This is a genomic window from Alteromonas sp. 76-1 (assembly GCF_900654235.1).
GTDB classification, from domain to species: Bacteria; Pseudomonadota; Gammaproteobacteria; order Enterobacterales; family Alteromonadaceae; genus Alteromonas; species Alteromonas naphthalenivorans.
The window spans coordinates 1,634,891-1,651,999 of sequence record NZ_LR136958.1 but is presented as its reverse complement, the minus strand read 5'-3'; the positions used below and the strand labels follow the sequence as shown (position 1 = coordinate 1,651,999).

Sequence of the window (17,109 nt, the reverse complement as noted above, 5' to 3'; positions counted from 1 at the left end):
TCCTAAAGCAAAAACAATCTGAGCGAAGACATTTTTCGCGAAAATTTATCCAAAAAAGCTAAGCGAATTTCGCAGCTTCAGCGGCGATAACCCACTCTTCATTTGTGGGTACGATTAAAACAGGTTTGGTGGATGAGGAAGACGCAATGTTTCCTTTCGCACCAAAGCGCATAGCTTGGTTGTTTTGCTCATCAATGGTAAACCCAAGATGGGAAAAATACCCCATGGTAGTTGCACGAATATACGATGAATTTTCACCAATACCACCGGTAAACACCACGGCATCTAATGACGGCACCGCTATCATGTAGCTAGATATATACTTAGCTAAGCGATAACAGAACATTTCAAGGGCTAACAGTGCGCCTTCGTGCCCCGCTTCTGCCGCTTCTTCTAGCGTACGACAATCGTTGCTTAACCCGGAAATACCCGCAAGGCCAGATTCTTTGTTAATCAGTGAGTTAATTTCAGCCGCTGACTTGCCTAGTTTTTCTTGCAAAGTGCCTGGCAAGCTGGGGTCGATATCGCCGCAACGCGTTCCCATCATTAACCCTTCAAGGGGCGTAAACCCCATGCTGGTATCTACCGCTACACCTTTTTCAATAGCGGTAACACTACAACCATTGCCTAAGTGAGCACTAATAATACTGGTTTTTTCAACAGGCTTATTAAGCAATTGTGCAGTGCTATCTAAAATAAACTTGTGGCTAGTGCCATGGAAACCATATTTACGCACGCCGTGCTGCTCGTACAAGGCCTTGGGTAGTGCATACATATAGGCACGTTTTGGCATTTGTTGGAAAAAAGAAGTATCGAACACGATGACATGCGGTAAATCTGGATAGGCGGCTTGGGCAGTGGTAATTCCTTTCAGGTTAGCTAAGTTATGCAGCGGTGCCATGCTCGCATATTCTTCTACCGAGGCTAATACGCTATCGTCGACTAACGCTGCTTCTTTGAAGCGTTCACCACCGTGAACAACTCGATGTCCCAAGGCTATTGGCTCAACACCTGTACTGGCAATTATGTTTTGAATTGCTGCTAAAGCTTCTGCATGAGAGGCGTTAGCAGGTAGGGTTTGCTGTTCTTTTTGACCGTTTAATTTAAACGATATGCTTGCGTCATCATTGCCTAAGCTTTCTGCAATGCCACTTAGACCGGCCTCACCAGTGTCAGCATCGATAATAGCGAATTTAACTGACGAACTGCCGCAATTTAATACAATAACTTCTTTTTTCATTCGATTTCTTGAGTTTGATTAATTAACAAAAAGAACGCTAAGTGTAGCATTTATGTACATAAATGCTTACTTAATACTCTTTCAAGTAGATTGTTATAGTACTATCCCACAAAACCCAAATACAATTAATTATCATTTAGTTCAGTGCTTATTTTACTCGCCCCTTTTTGTTTGCATATAAATGCTTGAGTTTGATTTGATAGAGCGCTGCATATAAGAGGCAAATTAAGGTGACAAAAGTAAATATCGAAACCTAAAATAATAGACTTGAATAATAAAAATTCGGTCGCACCTTAATATTTCCGGTAACGACAACGGTGACATGTTAGAAGCCGGAAAAAATTAAGGTGTTTTACGTTTCAAAATAAAATTTAAAATTTTTTGAAAAAAAGCCCTTGAAAAGATTTTGAGCCACCCTATATCTATTATGTCGACGCTGAAAGCTCAGGTTGACAACACCGCCGCCGAATAGTCGGGGCGAATTATTTTTAACATATTGCTAAATTAATAGGATATGACTATGCGTACTATCGATCTATCTCCACTTTACCGTTCATTCATTGGTTCTGACCACTTAGCTTCACTTGTTGATGCTGCATCTCGTGCTGAAAAACAAAGTACTTACCCCCCTTACAATATTGAATTGCTTGGCGATGATAAATATCGCGTGACTATGGCAATAGCGGGTTTCAGTAAAGATGACGTATCCATAGAAGTTCAAGAAAACACCCTAGTAATAACGGGTACACGCAAGCCGGAAGAAAAAGAAACCGCTGAGCGTAAGTTTCTTCACAAAGGGATATCTGAGCGGAATTTCGAAAGAAAATTTCAGCTTGGCGACCATGTGAAGGTGTTAGCTGCTGATATGGAAAATGGGTTATTACACATCGATATGGAGCGTGTCATACCCGAAGCTAAAAAACCTCGTCAAATTGAGATTGGTTCTCGATTAATAGAGAGTTAAACAAAGTTTTTAAAAATCGTTTCCCTGGTTTTGGACGGCGCTGAGAAGCGCCGTTTTTTCGTTTACACATAATGTGTATAAACAGGTAATCGGTAAGATTTATTCGGTAAGATTAATTGTGTAGTTTGCTTTACCGCCTTCAGCAGACTCGAATGTTCCTGAAATAGTGCAATTAGAGAGTTCACCCGTAGCGCTGCCCTCAATCGATAAAAAGTTGCTACTGGCAATGCCATTTACAAATTTTCCATCGTGCTTAAATGAAACTGTGCCACGACGTCCGTCTATAACTCCTACAAAACTCTCGAATCCAACGAATAGCGCCAACATTGATGTCTGATATGACATGAGAAATTCAACGTCGCTTTGCCCCGCCATGCTGCCTTCATAAGCTTGCGTTATGCTAGCATGGGTTTGCTTAACACCTTCTCGTTTTTCACTTAGTATATTTTCATCCCACCCCGTAATGGAAAATTGCCCATTGCAGTCCATTGTTTGCTCCAAAGAAAAAGTGTGGTCACACAATACAAGTGAGTGCGATACCGTTCAACATAAAATTGTTACACTCTGTTACAGTCAATAGTCAGACTGTTAACTAAATAAATCCTTTTAAACGGGCAAGTCCGTACGCATTGCAGGTAGAAGCATCTTTAATCGTGCCTTCAGTTATCATAGATTCCAATTCTTTAATATGCACAGGGACAATTTTTAAATCCTCTTCCTCTACATCTAACTTTTGCTCGCCCTGCGTTAGCCCTTTCGCAACGAATATATGATAACCCTGATTACAAAAGCCATAAGCAAGATATTGAAAACCAACATAATGCATTTCTGTGGCTGTAAACCCCGTTTCTTCTTTCAATTCGCCGGCAGCTAACACTTTCGGATCGGCATCTGGGTTATCTTCCCAGGCACCTTGCGGAAATTCTAGCAATCGCTGCTGTACCGTGTATCGGTATTGCTCGACCAGATAGACAATATCACCATCGATGGGAAGAATAATCGCAAAGTCTGGTTTTTCAACAACACCATAAAGTCCTTCGTTGCCACTAGCACGACGAATTTTATCTTCACGAACTTTAAGCCACTTATTTTCATAAACCACTTTCGACGAAAGCGTTTCAATATCCTTATCCGACATAACAGCGCCTTTCAGTAAGCCTTAAAAAGTTAGTGTACAAGTGCATATAGCAAGGAGCAACTCCGTCCACCCACGAATCAACTATATGTTGGACAGTCACTCAAAATAGACTTAAGAGATGAGGTGTTCAGATGGCAGAACGAGTACAAACAGATAGTTACCGGATAGTAGCAGATAGGACAGTCACACAAACATGCGTGATTTTAAGCTGACTAAGCCGTTTTAACGAAGCAAATAAAGTAGTGAGTGAGGCTGGAAGACGAGATGCAAAAAATTGTAGCAAAAAATTGGACACACACTCATATTTATCAAAATTTAAGTGTGTGTCCAATAAACGTTTTCTATAAATACATTCGATATCTAAATAAAGTAAATGGTACCAAAGCCTAGCTTTTATTCTCATCTTCTTTATCGGCATTATTACGCAAGAAACCGGCTGCATCTTCTTCCTGCTCAAGGGTAATTTTGCTTTGAGGCGTGTCATTGTGGCTTCGGGTTTGCTGATTTACCTGATGAATGGTTCCAGCGTTCGCTAAGTCGGCCTCATTGGTAATAGATGCGATGGTTTCACGCCCGCGCAGGAATGCCTTTATTTCAGTGACAATCTCGCCAAGCTCGGTATCGTTCTTATTCATTCCCATAATGAACCGTGGCGACTCTAAATTGTTCATACCGCTTGTAGCAAAAATAGAGGTGTTGATTCTACTGGTTATGATCCAAGGAGTAATACTGCTTCGCACCACTACGTTTTCGGAACGAGTAGAATCATGAATGGCCATGCCCGTAGATACACGAGACTCTGTATAGGTACCTTCCGTTTTCATAAACATAAGTAACGATGAGAATGTCATTTCGCCCCAAAACATGTGGGACGCTTTATTCATCACATTGGCAGCACCACGAACCGTTAACCAGGCAAAGATTAACCATATAAGGTTGTTACCCATGGTAATTGCGGTATTAATTTGCGCATCGGTATTCACACCTTGGCGAATAACTAAATCGAGAACCTCAGCTAGCTGTAAACCACCCACATAAAATAAAATGGCGGCAGCCACCACAGCGACTTGCGCTACGGCAGTTAGGGCCATTTTCTTTTTCTCTGGCAAGGTAACACCGTCAGTTAATGTAGGCTGAGTTTCTATCAATAACTCACCCTCAAAACTGCCTTTACCTTCTGCTTGTTCTTTTAACCTAGGATCGAAATCGGCATAGATGCGATTCGGTACTTCACGGTATCTTCGGTTGGCAAGCACGATATTTTCAATATTAATGAAGATTTCATTCGGGTGAACCGACTCTTGCATATTAGCGCGAAACTCACTGACTTCAGTTTTAGGGGTAACCTGCCCCATTCGTTTGTAAAGTAACGGCATGATTAACGCCATCACAGCAATTACGCAAACTAGTAACAAGGCTAAGTTTGCCCAAGCGCTAAATAGTGGGAACGTATTTGCCCATGCTTGTACTTTATCGATATCGCGACCTACTAACTCATCTAGGAATACACCCGCGCCTAACGGCACGACTATAGCCAAGCCAATAATCACTCCTAGCGATAAACTGCTCGCTTTCGCAAGTTGAGAGTTGCCTTCATTGTGAATGCCTTTTGCCGTAGAGCCCCAATTCGCGATTAAGTAAACAAGAAGCAATATTGAGAGTAAAGGCATTACTAATACTTTAGCGACTTCACCCGCTAATCCGTTACTTACTAAAAAGTAGACAATAGCGAATGCAAGTAGCGCCACAAGGAAGGTTACCGCCATGGCAATAATTTCTTGAGATAAATGGCGCAAAGGAAAAGGTAGGAAAGTAAGTTTCGGCAACACGCTATGCACTAGTCGGGCTAGCCAACCTCGAGGCTCTTCAAACGTGGTGTTACGACGCCCCATTAACATAGCGTGTAAACTTTCTTTCGAATACAGCAGGGATTTTTTCTCTGCTTGCGCTGCATCCTGTTCGGAAACCGAGTGGTTATACGCAAGAGAGGTAGGCACAGTACGTCCTACAAAAAAGCGCATGAGCTGCAAAATACCCACTGCGCAATGTTTAATACCAGACACAATCAGGACAAAAGCTACGCCTAGTAGCGTGTAACCTCGCACTTTGTTCTCGGCAAACAAATCGGGCACGCCCGCTACTGCATAAATGGCTAAAGCGAGTACCAAACCACCGCCCACTGCGCGGAAAAGCCCCTCTTTTTTGAAAGGGTTGGCTATGCCTAACGTCTGTGAACCAAAATCATATGCCATTGAAAAAATCCCTGTTAAATAAAAAGCTTATGCAGAATAAACTTTGCCTAGGGGTTAGGCAATGAAAAGTCTCAGTAAGATTGTAAAGGGTTGGCAGTTAGGCGTGAGCCAGCAACTTAAAATAGACACTCAATATAAGAAAAGCAAAATAAGTGTGTGTCCAATTACTAACGGAGCTTCTCTATTTGAAGCCCATTTTCAGATGGTAGCTGTCTTTTATCCTTTTTCATCGAGATAAGCTTCAAAAGTTAATCTTTATCCACTTTAAATCCATCTATTGTGCGCTGAAGAAGCAGGTTGTTTTCTTTCATGTCGCCCGATAATTTGGATAAATGTTTAGCTATATTTACTTCATGCCGCGCAGCCTCTTCAACATTCACCACATCTTGAGCTATGATTAAGGTGGTGGCAGACTGTTGTTCTGCCGAAGAAGACATGGTGTGAGCCATGCCTTCTACATTAGTGGCTGCTTCTTTTACTTTTTGTGCTGTGGAGCGGCCTTCATTGGTCACATCCATAGAACTTGTAATTGAGGCTACGTTTTTGTTGATATCTGTCACCACGACCACACTGGCATCTTTTAAGTTAGACAGTAAGCTAGATATTTTGTCAGAAGAAGCGCGACTACTTTGCGCCAGCTTTCTTACTTCATCAGCAACAACAGCAAAACCTCTGCCATGCTCACCTGCGCGAGCTGCTTCAATAGCGGCATTTAACGCCAATAAATTGGTTTGATCCGAAAGCGAGTTAATGGTGTCCAAAATAGAGCCAATTTCTGTTACTTGCTGTTCCATGTCGGCAGCATTTTGTTGCACCCCTTTAATATCATCAGCGAGTACTTCCATACTATGACGAATGTTGTCGTTCGCCAGTAGTGACGCCTCAGCAAGGCCATCTAACTGCTTACTCGCACGTAACGTATCTACACCAGCCTTGGCAATTTCTCTGCTCGTCGCAGCAACTTGTTCAATTGCTGACGCGATATTGGCGGTAAGTTGCTGAGTTTTCCCCGCATCATCCAACATTTCACCACTGGAATCTTCTAACTGACGGGAAAGCCTGGAACTTGTGAGAATAGATTGTCCTAACCCACGCACGAGATCCCGCAATGCTAAAATGGTGGTATTAACTGAACGAGATATATCACCTAGTTCGTTCTTAGTGCTCATTGATAAATCAATAGTGAGGTCACCCTCTTTCGCAATTTTATCTAGGTTCGCCACCAGCTTATTTAACTGTTGCGTAATGATACCGAGCAATGTGCGATATATGACAACAATAAATAACGTTAGCAACGCAATAACGACGAATGTAACCACTAAGTTTGTATTCGCGCTACTCGCTTTTGTATTAACAATACTAACCACGTAATCAAACCGCTCACTTAACAACGCAGCAATTCCGCCTATTTGCTCTGAAGCTAATGAAAACCATTCTGAATTGGGAGGTAGTGAAGAGAATACCGGGTTATCAGAAGTGATTTCACTCACAATTTGGTTAACTTGATTGCTAGTGACGCTTTTCATTAACGCCTGAAACCCAATTAATGCATCGCCGTCTAAATTCAGCTTAAGCTTTTCTTCTATGTACTTGGTTTCGTTCGTATACGCTAAAACTTGCTGCCTAACAGGATCTGAAATTGCGCTTGCCGCTAAAACAGCATTCACTTTACCTCTACGCTGCCCCATTTTTTCTTTAGCTTGTGCAAATAGCAAGGCTTGTGACAATACCTGTTTAGCCTCGGGAGCGTTAACCAGCATGGTCAACGCATTAGTGGCATTTAACGCACGTTTATTAAGGTTGCTGTAGAAGGAAAAAGCATTTTTCCCATTTAAATCGTCTACCCCTTTTCTTATTTCACTTTTGTTTTTCACTAAAGAAAAAACAGGAGACAGAATTTTTTCAACTGACGATGCCTCTTTCCAGTCTTCAGCCACTATGCTAGTTATTTTATCCATGGCCGCATCGGCTTTCTTTCTTTGGTTTAGTACTTTGCTTCTGGAGGTATCACTTGGATTACCTAAAAAACCTGCCGTTAGCCCCCTTTCGACCGCATGATGATGAGCCACGCGCTCTACGGCTGCTATCAATGTCACCAACTTAATGTCCCTTTCGGCGGAAGATAATACCTCTCTAGAGGTACTTATATCTTTATAAGCCAGAAACATGATTGATATAAACAAGCATGCCGTACCTAAAATAGTAAGCTGCAATACCGAGAGTTTTTTCAACATCATAACGAATGACAGCCTCTATTAGATAGATAAGGTGGTTTACGATTAAATAAGCATTGTGTCAGCAACAAAAAAGTTTAAGTAAGCTTTTGCCAAAAAATGTATGCGCTATTAAAACGTAGGCTATTATCTGTGATTTTGGTATCTATCAATTAGTGTAAAGTGCTGGGAATTGCAGGGTATGCTAGCTCAATCCTAAAAAAGAAAGGTTGAGAATTAAAGAATGGTGGGATGGTAATGGGTGAAATAGAGGGGCTTTGCGCTGATTGAAACCAGTGGCCAGAGCCACTGGTTTACGGTATATCAGATATATTGAACTTCAATAATTTCTACTTCAACACTACCTGCTGGCGTTTGAATAGTCACCATATCATCAAGCTCTTTACCAATAAGGCCGCGAGCGATAGGTGAATTTACCGAAATACGGTTTTGCTTAATATCTGCTTCGTCGTCGCCCACGATGCGATATGTGGTTTCTTCATCCGTATCAACATTCAAAATGGTAACGGTAGTGCCGAAAATAACCTTACCTTTGTTTTCCATTTTGGTGACATCGATAATTTGTGCGTTTGACAATTTACCTTCAATATCTTGAATACGGCCTTCGCAGAAACTTTGCTGTTCACGGGCGGCGTGATATTCAGCATTTTCTTTTAAGTCGCCGTGCTCGCGAGCTTCAGCAATAGACTGAATAATACGCGGGCGAGTTTTTGTTTTAAGTTCGTTTAGTTCGTCGCGCAGAAGCTGTGCGCCGTGCGCGGTCATTGGATACTGACTCATGAATACAGTCTCGACTAGCTAGTTGATTTTAAACAGAAAAAAGTGCGCCTTCCGGCGCACTTTTGATTGGTTCACATAAGTGTCATATACACAGGATACCGCGTATCCCATGTAATGTCATCAGTGTTAGAGTCTTGCGTGAAGCTCTTGGACTGAAGCCACCTTGTCACGATCGTCTGCGGACTTCGCACGAATAGTAGCAAAAGCAGCATTCATTGTGGTGGTGTAAGTCACCTTATTCAGCAACGCTTCTCGGCGAATATAAACCGAGTCGGTAATCGCTTGGCGACCTTCCGTAGTATTGATGATATAGGCGTACTCTCCATTTTTGATGGAGTCCACAATGTTAGGGCGACCTTCAGACAGCTTATTCACTACAGAACAGGCAATACCTGCATCATAAAGTGTGGTTGCTGTGCCTCGCGTCGCTTCAATGCTGAAACCCGCGCCGTTCAATGCTTTGGCTAATTCGATAATTTTGTTCTTATCGTTATTACGCACAGAAATTAACGCTTTACCTGATTTAGGTAATGGCGCCCCTGCACCTAAGTTAGCTTTAGCATATGCTTCTTCGAAAGTATCACCCACACCCATCACTTCGCCGGTAGAGCGCATTTCTGGGCCTAATAGTGGATCAACACCTTGGAATTTAGCAAACGGTAATACCACTTCTTTCACAGAGTAAAACGGAGGAATAATTTCTGTCGTAACACCCTGCTCTGCCAAGCTAACACCCGCCATTGCGCGTGCGGCAACTTTAGCAAGTGGAACACCTGTAGCTTTCGATACAAATGGTACTGTACGTGCTGCACGCGGGTTAACCTCAATTAAATACACTTCGCCATCTTTTACTGCGAATTGTGTATTCATTAGGCCAACAACACCAAGTTCAAGCGCCATGGCTTTCACTTGTTCGCGCATAACATCTTGAATCTCTTTACTTAAAGAGTGAGGTGGCAATGAACAGGCTGAGTCACCAGAGTGAACACCCGCTTGCTCAATATGCTCCATGATTCCGCCAATAACGACTTCTTTACCGTCGCAGATTGCATCGATATCGACTTCAATGGCGTCATCTAAGAAACGGTCTAGCAGTACAGGAGAATCATTAGAAACCTTCACGGCTTCCGTTAGGTAGCGTTTTAAGTCTTTAAGGTCGTAAACAATTTCCATTGCGCGGCCACCTAGTACGTACGAAGGACGTACTACAAGCGGAAAGCCAATACCGTCAGCCATTGCAAGGGCTTGCTCGATGTTAGTTACCGTAGCATTTGCTGGCTGTTTAAGGCCTAGCTTATTCACCATTTGCTGGAAGCGTTCACGATCTTCTGCTCTATCGATAGCTTCAGGCGACGTGCCAATAATAGGTACGCCAGCAGCTTCAAGGGCACGTGCTAACTTAAGCGGCGTTTGGCCACCGTATTGCACTATTACGCCTTTTGGCTTTTCTTTAGCCACAATCTCAAGTACGTCTTCTAGCGTTACCGGTTCGAAGTACAAGCGATCAGATGTGTCATAGTCGGTAGAAACCGTTTCAGGGTTACAGTTAACCATAATGGTTTCGTAACCGTCTTCACGCATTGAAAGCGCCGCGTGAACACAACAGTAATCAAACTCGATACCTTGACCAATACGGTTTGGACCACCACCTAACACCATAATCTTATCGTTGTCAGTGGGGTCAGCTTCACATTCTTCATCGTAGGTTGAATACATGTAAGCCGTGCTGGTAGAGAATTCTGCCGCACAGGTATCAACACGCTTATAAACTGGCGTTACACCAAAGCCACGACGAGTTTCACGAATGTCACCTTCACCTACTTTCGTAAGCTCGGCTAAGCGAGAGTCAGAGAAACCTTTGCGCTTAAGTTTACGCATAAGGTCTTCATCAATGCCGTGTAATCCACATTCAGCTACTTGAGCTTCAAGCTGAATAAGTTCTTCAAGCTGAACTAAGTACCAACGGTCAACGTTAGTGAGCGTAAATACTTCATCAACGGTCATGCCCATGCGGAACGCATCGCCAATGTACCAAATACGCTCAGCACCAGGCTCACGTAGTTCGTAAATCACTTTGTTGCGTGCTTCTGGGTCTTCTAAATCGACCATTGAGTTCAAGCCGTTCGCGCCAACTTCAAGGCCGCGAAGTGCTTTTTGTAGTGACTCTTGTTGGTTACGACCAATCGCCATCACTTCGCCCACTGATTTCATTTGCGTGGTTAAGCGATCGTTCGCGCCAGCAAATTTTTCAAAGTTAAAGCGAGGAATTTTTGTGACTACGTAATCGATTGAAGGCTCAAACGATGCTGGTGTTAAACCACCGGTAATATCGTTAGCAAGCTCATCAAGGGTGTAACCAATGGCTAACTTGGCAGCCACTTTAGCAATTGGGAAACCTGTCGCTTTTGATGCTAATGCAGATGAACGCGATACGCGCGGGTTCATCTCGATGATCACCATACGGCCTGTGTTTGGATCTACACCGAACTGTACGTTAGAGCCACCGGTTTCAACACCGATTTCACGTAATACTGCCATGGCAGCATTACGCATTAGCTGGAACTCTTTGTCAGTAAGGGTTTGCGCTGGCGCGACTGTGATTGAATCACCAGTATGTACACCCATGGCATCGAAGTTTTCAATAGTACACACGATGATGCAGTTATCTGCACGGTCGCGAACTACTTCCATTTCGTATTCTTTCCAACCAATTAACGACTCATCAATAAGGAGTTCTTTGGTAGGCGAAAGGTCGAGACCACGGCCACAAATTTCGTTAAATTCGTCAATGTTGTATGCAATACCGCCGCCGCTTCCACCCATGGTGAATGACGGACGAATAATACATGGAAAGCCAATACGCGTAAGTACGTCATGGGCTTGATCCATGCTTTGTGCAATTTCGGCGCGTGGGCATTCAAGACCAATGTTTTTCATTGCCTTGTCGAAGCGCTCACGGTTTTCAGCTTTATCGATAGCATCAGCCGTTGCACCGATAAGTTCAACATTGAACTCTTTCAAGACACCGTGATGATCTAAGTCAAGCGCGCAGTTAAGCGCAGTTTGTCCGCCCATTGTGGGCAAGATGGCATCTGGACGCTCTTTTTCGATAATTTTGCGTACCACTTCCCAGTGAATTGGCTCGATGTATGTTGCATCGGCCATTTCAGGATCGGTCATGATAGTAGCGGGGTTCGAGTTAACCAGAATAACGCGATAACCTTCTTCGCGTAGCGCTTTACATGCTTGAGCGCCTGAATAGTCAAACTCGCAGGCCTGGCCAATAACAATAGGGCCAGCACCTATGATGAGAATACTTTTTATGTCGGTACGTTTTGGCATAGCGGGCTCGTTCCTACTGCTTGTGTTGTTCGATTAATTCAATGAAGTGGTCGAATAGCGGCGCAGCTTCGTGCGGTCCAGGGCTTGCTTCTGGGTGCCCTTGGAAACTAAACGCTGGCTTATCGGTACGATGAATACCTTGTAACGACTTATCGAACAACGAAACATGCGTTACTTCTAAATTAGAAGGTAGGCTTGATTCATCTACAGCGAAGCCATGGTTCTGACTGGTGATCATAACCACATTGCGTTTTAAGTCTTTCACTGGATGGTTAGCACCATGATGACCAAACTTCATTTTCACCGTAGTAGCACCACTGGCAAGCGCAAGTAGTTGATGACCTAAACAGATACCAAATACTGGCAAACCCGTTTCAACGATAGTTTTAATCGCTGCAATGGCATAATCGCACGGCTCAGGGTCACCAGGGCCGTTAGATAAGAACACACCATCAGGTTGCATAGCTAACACTTCTTCAGCAGGTGTTTGCGCTGGTACTAAGGTAACGCGACAACCACGGTCTGCAAGCAAACGTAGAATGTTGCTCTTAACCCCGTAATCGTAAGCGACTACATGATATTTACTATCGGCTGGAGTGATATACCCTTCGCCTAATTTCCAGCTGCCTTCAGTCCACGTCTTTGGCTCAGTAATGCTTACTACTTTTGCCAAATCCATGCCTTTCAAGCCAGGATAATCTTTTGCTTGTGCTAACGCGCTCGCTTCATCTAACTCATCAGTACAAACGATGCAGCCGTTTTGCGCGCCTTTATCACGTAAAATACGTGTTAAACGACGAGTATCGATATCGGCTATACCTATAACACCTTTGGCTTTGAGGTACTCTGATAACGTTTGTTGTTGACGGAAATTACTAGCAACAAGGGGTAAGTCACGAATAATAAGACCTTTAGACCAGATTTTATCTGCTTCAACGTCTTCTTCGTTTATACCGGTATTGCCAATATGTGGATAAGTAAGGGTAATGATTTGTTCAGCGTAGGATGGGTCAGTGATGATTTCTTGATAGCCTGTCATTGAAGTATTAAAAACAACTTCACCAACGGCAGTGCCTTGCGCACCTATCGCCGTTCCTTTAAAGACAGAACCATCCTCTAACACCAAAAGGGCAGAATTAGCCAAGTCAACCTCCAGATTAAGGATAACTATGTGTTTGAACAGAATTTCTGTCCAAACCCCACAAAAAATGAGAGTACTGAAATAACAGCGCTCATTTTACGATCTTTGCAGCTAATAAAACCGTGTTCTACAGCCAGTTTTATAGCTTTAGAATACGAAATTCGGGCAAATTCCGGCGAGTATACATGACTGACTAAAAATGTCTAATTTAAATATTAAAAATCATTAAAATAACCACTTAAACTCATTTGTCTTGTATAACCGCCAAAACCACTACTTATTAGTGCAAAGTAATGCGACTAAAGCCGCTGTTAAAATGAAAACTATCTTCACGGTCTTTAGTTATTATTTCAGGTCTAGCACATCGACCATTGAATATAATCCTGCTGGCTTGCCGTGAAGCCATTGGGCCGCATGCACCGCGCCTTTTGCAAACGTTAAGCGGCTTGATGCTTTATGGGTTATTTCCAAACGCTCACCAATATCGGCAAACAATGCGGTGTGTTCACCGACAATATCGCCTGCGCGAACGGTAGCAAACCCAATAGTGCCTTGGTCACGCTCAGGCTCTTTGCCTTCACGACCATAAACAGCACAGGTCTTAAGGTCACGTCCTAGCTCATCGGCAATGGCTTCACCAATGGCCATGGCGGTGCCAGAAGGCGCATCTTGTTTAAATCTGTGATGGGCTTCAGTAATTTCTATATCAGCCGTATTACCTAACGCCTTCGCAGCTTGTCGAACCAATGACAACATCAGGTTAACGCCCACGCTGTAGTTAGCCGCAAAAACGATGGGAATGGTTTTAGCCGCTTCATCTAACGCAGCCAATTGGCTTTCACTTAACCCAGTAGTACCGATGACGACTGGCATTTTATTGGCCACACACCATGCAATGTTATTTTCAAACACCACAGGTAAGGTAAAATCAATCATCACATCAGCGTGTTGTTGAGTTAGCGCAGACATGCCTAAACAATCAATTGGCTTTTTACCAATGCCAGCCAACTCGCCCACATTCATGCCAATCCAAGGAGAATCATCACGCACCGTAGCAACACTCAGCTCTGCATTGTCGTTTTGATCTAGTGCTTCAATAAGCACCCGACCCATGCGCCCATTGGCGCCAAATAAACCTACTTTCATTTACGTTATTCTTTTCCTTCAACAGTAAACACATTTTGCCAAATGCAGTTACTATTGCAACGAGATAAGCTTAAATATTGCTGATAATTGAAAAATTGCAGCATTAATACAAAAAAGGTGGGCAACCTATCGTTTTTAACGGTAAAAATAGCTAGCATGAAAGTAAGTGGGTTTACCCCAAGACCTAAATAACGTTTAAATTAATGGTTATTGAATTACTTCAAAACACATAGGCAGAATAATATGCGTAAACAGCTTATATGGGATCTTCCCACCCGGCTTTTTCACTGGCTTTTGGTTGCCAGTATTGCTGCACAATATGTTACCGCTGAGTGGATGGACGATGCGACCCAATGGCATTTCTATATTGGCTATTTTACTTTAGGGCTTTTGGTCTTTAGGTTAATTTGGGGAATCATAGGCCCAACCTACGCCCGCTTTAGACAATTTGTGAAAGGACCAAGTGCAGTTATAGGTTATTTGCGTACGCTGTTTGATAAAAAGAGTACCGCTGTGGCAGGCCACAATCCTCTTGGTGGCTGGTTTGTCGTGGTAATGCTTCTACTTTTGTTAGTTCAAGCGGTAAGCGGACTGTTCATGACCGACGATATTTTTCTTGATGGCCCCTATCGTCATCTTGTAAGCGGAAGCACGTTAGACCTTATGAATACCATGCACCACCTTGCCTTCGATATTTTACTATGGGTAATAGGCTTACATGTTGCTGCTATTGGGTTTTATGCCGTGTATAAAAAACAAAAACTTGTGCCCCCTATGTTTCATGGCAAAAAGGACACTGAAGACAAGCCTATTCCCTCGTCTCGTCTTTGGCTTGCACTTGCAGTTGCGCTAGTGACAGCAGCTGCGCTTTACTACACGATAGAAATTGCGCCGCCCGCACCTGAAGTAGAAGAATACTTCTAACTTCTTGTGCAGCAGAAAAGATAAGGCCTAGCGTTCAACTAAGCCTTTGTTTTTCATTAAATCGGCAATCTCTGTCACACTGCCAGGATCGTCAATGGTAGAGGGTATATTAATTGGCTCATCTGCTGCGATTTGTCTTAGCAGCTTACGCAATATTTTTCCTGATCGTGTTTTTGGCAAGCGGTTCACAATCACGGCACGCTTAAAACTAGCCACCGGCCCTATGGTGTTTCGTACTTTAGCAATGAGCTCTTGCTCAAAAGCTGCCTCTTCTACTTTAACGCCATCTTTAAGTAACACTAAGCCTACTGGAATCTGCCCTTTTAGCGCGTCAGCCACTCCAATAACACTGCACTCGGCCACGGCATTGTGTGAAGCCAACACTTCTTCCATTTCACCCGTTGATAACCGATGCCCCGCCACATTGATGACATCGTCGGTTCTACCCATAATGAACACAAAACCTTCTTCATCTATGTATCCGTTGTCACCCGTGCTGTAATAACCCTCGAATTCCTGTAAATATCCTTGAGTGAAACGCTTATGGTCTCGCCAGATAGTGGTTAAACACCCTGGAGGTAACGGCAAAGATATGGCAATAGCCCCCTTTTCACCAGTAGCAACCGGCTCACCGTTAGCGCCCAATACTCTCACGTTAAAACCTGGAGTAGGAACGCTTGATGAACCCGGTTTAGTGCTAAGCGGTTCAATGCCAATAGGGTTTGAACAAATAGGCCAACCGGTTTCAGTTTGCCACCAGTGATCAACCACCGGCTTACCGGTTTTTTCTACCGTCCAATGATATGTGGGCGGATCTAATCGTTCACCGGCCATAAATATGGTTCGTAAACTACTTAGGTCATATCGCGCGATGCAATTAGCTTCAGGATCTTCTTTCCTAATCGCTCTGAATGCTGTTGGCGCGGCAAACAATACATTAATTCTATGCTGTTCTACCATACGCCAGAATGCGCCAGCGTCAGGTGTACCTACCGGCTTGCCTTCGAACATAACAGTAGTAGCGCCCTTTATTAGTGGCCCATAAACAATGTACGAGTGCCCTACTACCCAGCCCACATCTGATGCAGCCCAAAAAACATCGCCTTGATCTATGTCGTAAATGGCTTGCATAGAATAATTAAGTGCTACCGCATGACCACCATTGTCACGAACAACCCCTTTGGGTTTGCCCGTCGTGCCGGAGGTATACAAAATATAAAGGGGATCGGTAGCATCTACGGGTGTGCATTCTACTGGTTCACTAGCTTGACATAATGCTTGCCAATCATGGTCAAAGTCATCTACCAAGTTCGCATTAAGCTGCTTGCGTTGATAAACAACACAACCCGCAGGTTTATGGTGAGCAAGGCCGATAGCATCATCAACCATGGGTTTGTAAGGCAATAATTTTTTACCTTCTATACCGCACGATGCCGTAATGATAAGTGCAGGTTCAGCATCATCTATTCTGACCGCTAATTCACTGGCTGCGAAACCACCGAATACCACAGAGTGAATTGCCCCTATTCTTGCCACCGCTAACATTGCTACCGCAGCTTGAGGGATCATGGGCATGTAGATAATAACCGTATCGCCCTTTGTGACGCCAAGGCTTGTGAGCGCACCTGCTAACGTAGCCACTTCATTAAGCAGGGTATTATAGGTCCAGGTTTCTTGCGTATTCGTAACAGGGGAATCGTAAATTAGCGCAGCGTTTTCGCCGCGCCCTGCATTAACATGGTGATCTAACGCCAAATAACTGGTATTGAGCTTTCCCCCTTTAAACCACTGAGGATAGCCGTTTGTGTTTTCGCTTAGTGCTTTTTTAGGGGGAGTAAACCAATCGAGATGCAGTGCTTTATCTTGCCAAAATGCTTCTGGGTTATCAATTGACGCCTGATATTCTTGATGATAATTCATGACCGTTTCCGCAATAGAGTATTACTTT

The 17,109-nt window shown here is 43.5% G+C and carries 12 protein-coding genes; 2 read left to right on the top strand and 10 right to left on the bottom strand.

The window, feature by feature from the left end; genetic code table 11:
• Nucleotides 1–58: 58 nt before the first annotated feature.
• Nucleotides 59–1,240, bottom strand: coding sequence for an acetate kinase (locus ALT761_RS06960; protein WP_129737554.1), 1,182 nt, complete (start codon nt 1,238–1,240; stop codon nt 59–61).
• Nucleotides 1,241–1,760: 520 nt separating this feature from the next.
• On the opposite strand from ALT761_RS06960, the gene ALT761_RS06955 reads away from it, so the two are divergent.
• The gene (locus ALT761_RS06955) at nt 1,761–2,204 is read left to right on the top strand and encodes an Hsp20 family protein (RefSeq protein ID WP_013784739.1); all 444 of its coding nucleotides are present in this window, start codon (nt 1,761–1,763) and stop codon (nt 2,202–2,204) included.
• 99 nt (nt 2,205–2,303) lie between these two features.
• Here the strand turns inward: ALT761_RS06955 and ALT761_RS06950 are convergent, their stop codons facing one another.
• The 8 genes from ALT761_RS06950 to dapB all read right to left on the bottom strand — a co-directional run bounded on the left by ALT761_RS06950 (nt 2,304) and on the right by dapB (nt 14,237).
• Complete coding sequence (locus ALT761_RS06950) at nt 2,304–2,693, bottom strand: DUF3224 domain-containing protein (RefSeq protein ID WP_129737552.1); 390 nt, start codon at nt 2,691–2,693, stop codon at nt 2,304–2,306.
• Between the two features lie 103 nt (nt 2,694–2,796).
• Entirely contained in the window at nt 2,797–3,342 is a 546-nt protein-coding gene (locus tag ALT761_RS06945) for an NUDIX domain-containing protein (protein WP_013784741.1), read from the bottom strand.
• A 386-nt stretch (nt 3,343–3,728) separates the two neighbouring features.
• Complete coding sequence (locus ALT761_RS06940; protein WP_129737550.1) at nt 3,729–5,594, bottom strand: hypothetical protein; 1,866 nt, start codon at nt 5,592–5,594, stop codon at nt 3,729–3,731.
• Nucleotides 5,595–5,842: 248 nt separating this feature from the next.
• Nucleotides 5,843–7,831, bottom strand: a complete 1,989-nt coding sequence (locus ALT761_RS06935) for a methyl-accepting chemotaxis protein (RefSeq protein ID WP_129737548.1) — start codon at nt 7,829–7,831, stop codon at nt 5,843–5,845.
• Nucleotides 7,832–8,131: 300 nt separating this feature from the next.
• Nucleotides 8,132–8,608 (bottom strand): transcription elongation factor GreA, encoded by a 477-nt coding sequence (gene greA / locus ALT761_RS06930; RefSeq protein ID WP_013784745.1) that lies wholly within the window; start codon nt 8,606–8,608, stop codon nt 8,132–8,134.
• 126 nt (nt 8,609–8,734) lie between these two features.
• Nucleotides 8,735–11,950: a carbamoyl-phosphate synthase large subunit gene (gene carB / locus ALT761_RS06925; RefSeq protein ID WP_013784746.1), complete on the bottom strand. Its 3,216-nt coding sequence runs from the start codon at nt 11,948–11,950 to the stop codon at nt 8,735–8,737.
• Nucleotides 11,951–11,963: 13 nt separating this feature from the next.
• Nucleotides 11,964–13,094, bottom strand: coding sequence for a glutamine-hydrolyzing carbamoyl-phosphate synthase small subunit (gene carA, locus ALT761_RS06920; RefSeq protein ID WP_129737546.1), 1,131 nt, complete (start codon nt 13,092–13,094; stop codon nt 11,964–11,966).
• A 342-nt stretch (nt 13,095–13,436) separates the two neighbouring features.
• Nucleotides 13,437–14,237 carry a 4-hydroxy-tetrahydrodipicolinate reductase gene (gene dapB, locus ALT761_RS06915; RefSeq protein WP_126873914.1) on the bottom strand — a complete coding sequence of 267 codons (801 nt, stop codon included), beginning with the start codon at nt 14,235–14,237 and terminating at the stop codon, nt 13,437–13,439.
• A 243-nt stretch (nt 14,238–14,480) separates the two neighbouring features.
• Here dapB and ALT761_RS06910 point away from each other — a divergent pair, with 243 nt between their 5' ends.
• Nucleotides 14,481–15,161, top strand: a complete 681-nt coding sequence (locus tag ALT761_RS06910) for a cytochrome b/b6 domain-containing protein (RefSeq protein WP_129737544.1) — start codon at nt 14,481–14,483, stop codon at nt 15,159–15,161.
• Nucleotides 15,162–15,188: 27 nt separating this feature from the next.
• Here ALT761_RS06910 and ALT761_RS06905 read toward each other — a convergent pair whose 3' ends face one another.
• The gene (locus tag ALT761_RS06905; protein ID WP_129737542.1) at nt 15,189–17,081 is read right to left on the bottom strand and encodes a propionyl-CoA synthetase; all 1,893 of its coding nucleotides are present in this window, start codon (nt 17,079–17,081) and stop codon (nt 15,189–15,191) included.
• Nucleotides 17,082–17,109 lie beyond the last annotated feature (28 nt).

Excerpts from the sequence above, each read along its gene's own strand:
- ALT761_RS06960 (WP_129737554.1), bottom strand. The coding sequence starts at position 1,240 with ATGAAAAAAGAAGTTATTGTATTAAATTGCGGCAGTTCGTCAGTTAAA.
- ALT761_RS06955 (WP_013784739.1), top strand. The coding sequence starts at position 1,761 with ATGCGTACTATCGATCTATCTCCACTTTACCGTTCATTCATTGGTTCT.
- ALT761_RS06950 (WP_129737552.1), bottom strand. The coding sequence starts at position 2,693 with ATGGACTGCAATGGGCAATTTTCCATTACGGGGTGGGATGAAAATATA.
- ALT761_RS06945 (WP_013784741.1), bottom strand. The coding sequence starts at position 3,342 with ATGTCGGATAAGGATATTGAAACGCTTTCGTCGAAAGTGGTTTATGAA.
- ALT761_RS06940 (WP_129737550.1), bottom strand. The coding sequence starts at position 5,594 with ATGGCATATGATTTTGGTTCACAGACGTTAGGCATAGCCAACCCTTTC.
- ALT761_RS06935 (WP_129737548.1), bottom strand. The coding sequence starts at position 7,831 with ATGATGTTGAAAAAACTCTCGGTATTGCAGCTTACTATTTTAGGTACG.
- greA (WP_013784745.1), bottom strand. The coding sequence starts at position 8,608 with ATGAGTCAGTATCCAATGACCGCGCACGGCGCACAGCTTCTGCGCGAC.
- carB (WP_013784746.1), bottom strand. The coding sequence starts at position 11,950 with ATGCCAAAACGTACCGACATAAAAAGTATTCTCATCATAGGTGCTGGC.
- dapB (WP_126873914.1), bottom strand. The coding sequence starts at position 14,237 with ATGAAAGTAGGTTTATTTGGCGCCAATGGGCGCATGGGTCGGGTGCTT.
- ALT761_RS06910 (WP_129737544.1), top strand. The coding sequence starts at position 14,481 with ATGCGTAAACAGCTTATATGGGATCTTCCCACCCGGCTTTTTCACTGG.
- ALT761_RS06905 (WP_129737542.1), bottom strand. The coding sequence starts at position 17,081 with ATGAATTATCATCAAGAATATCAGGCGTCAATTGATAACCCAGAAGCA.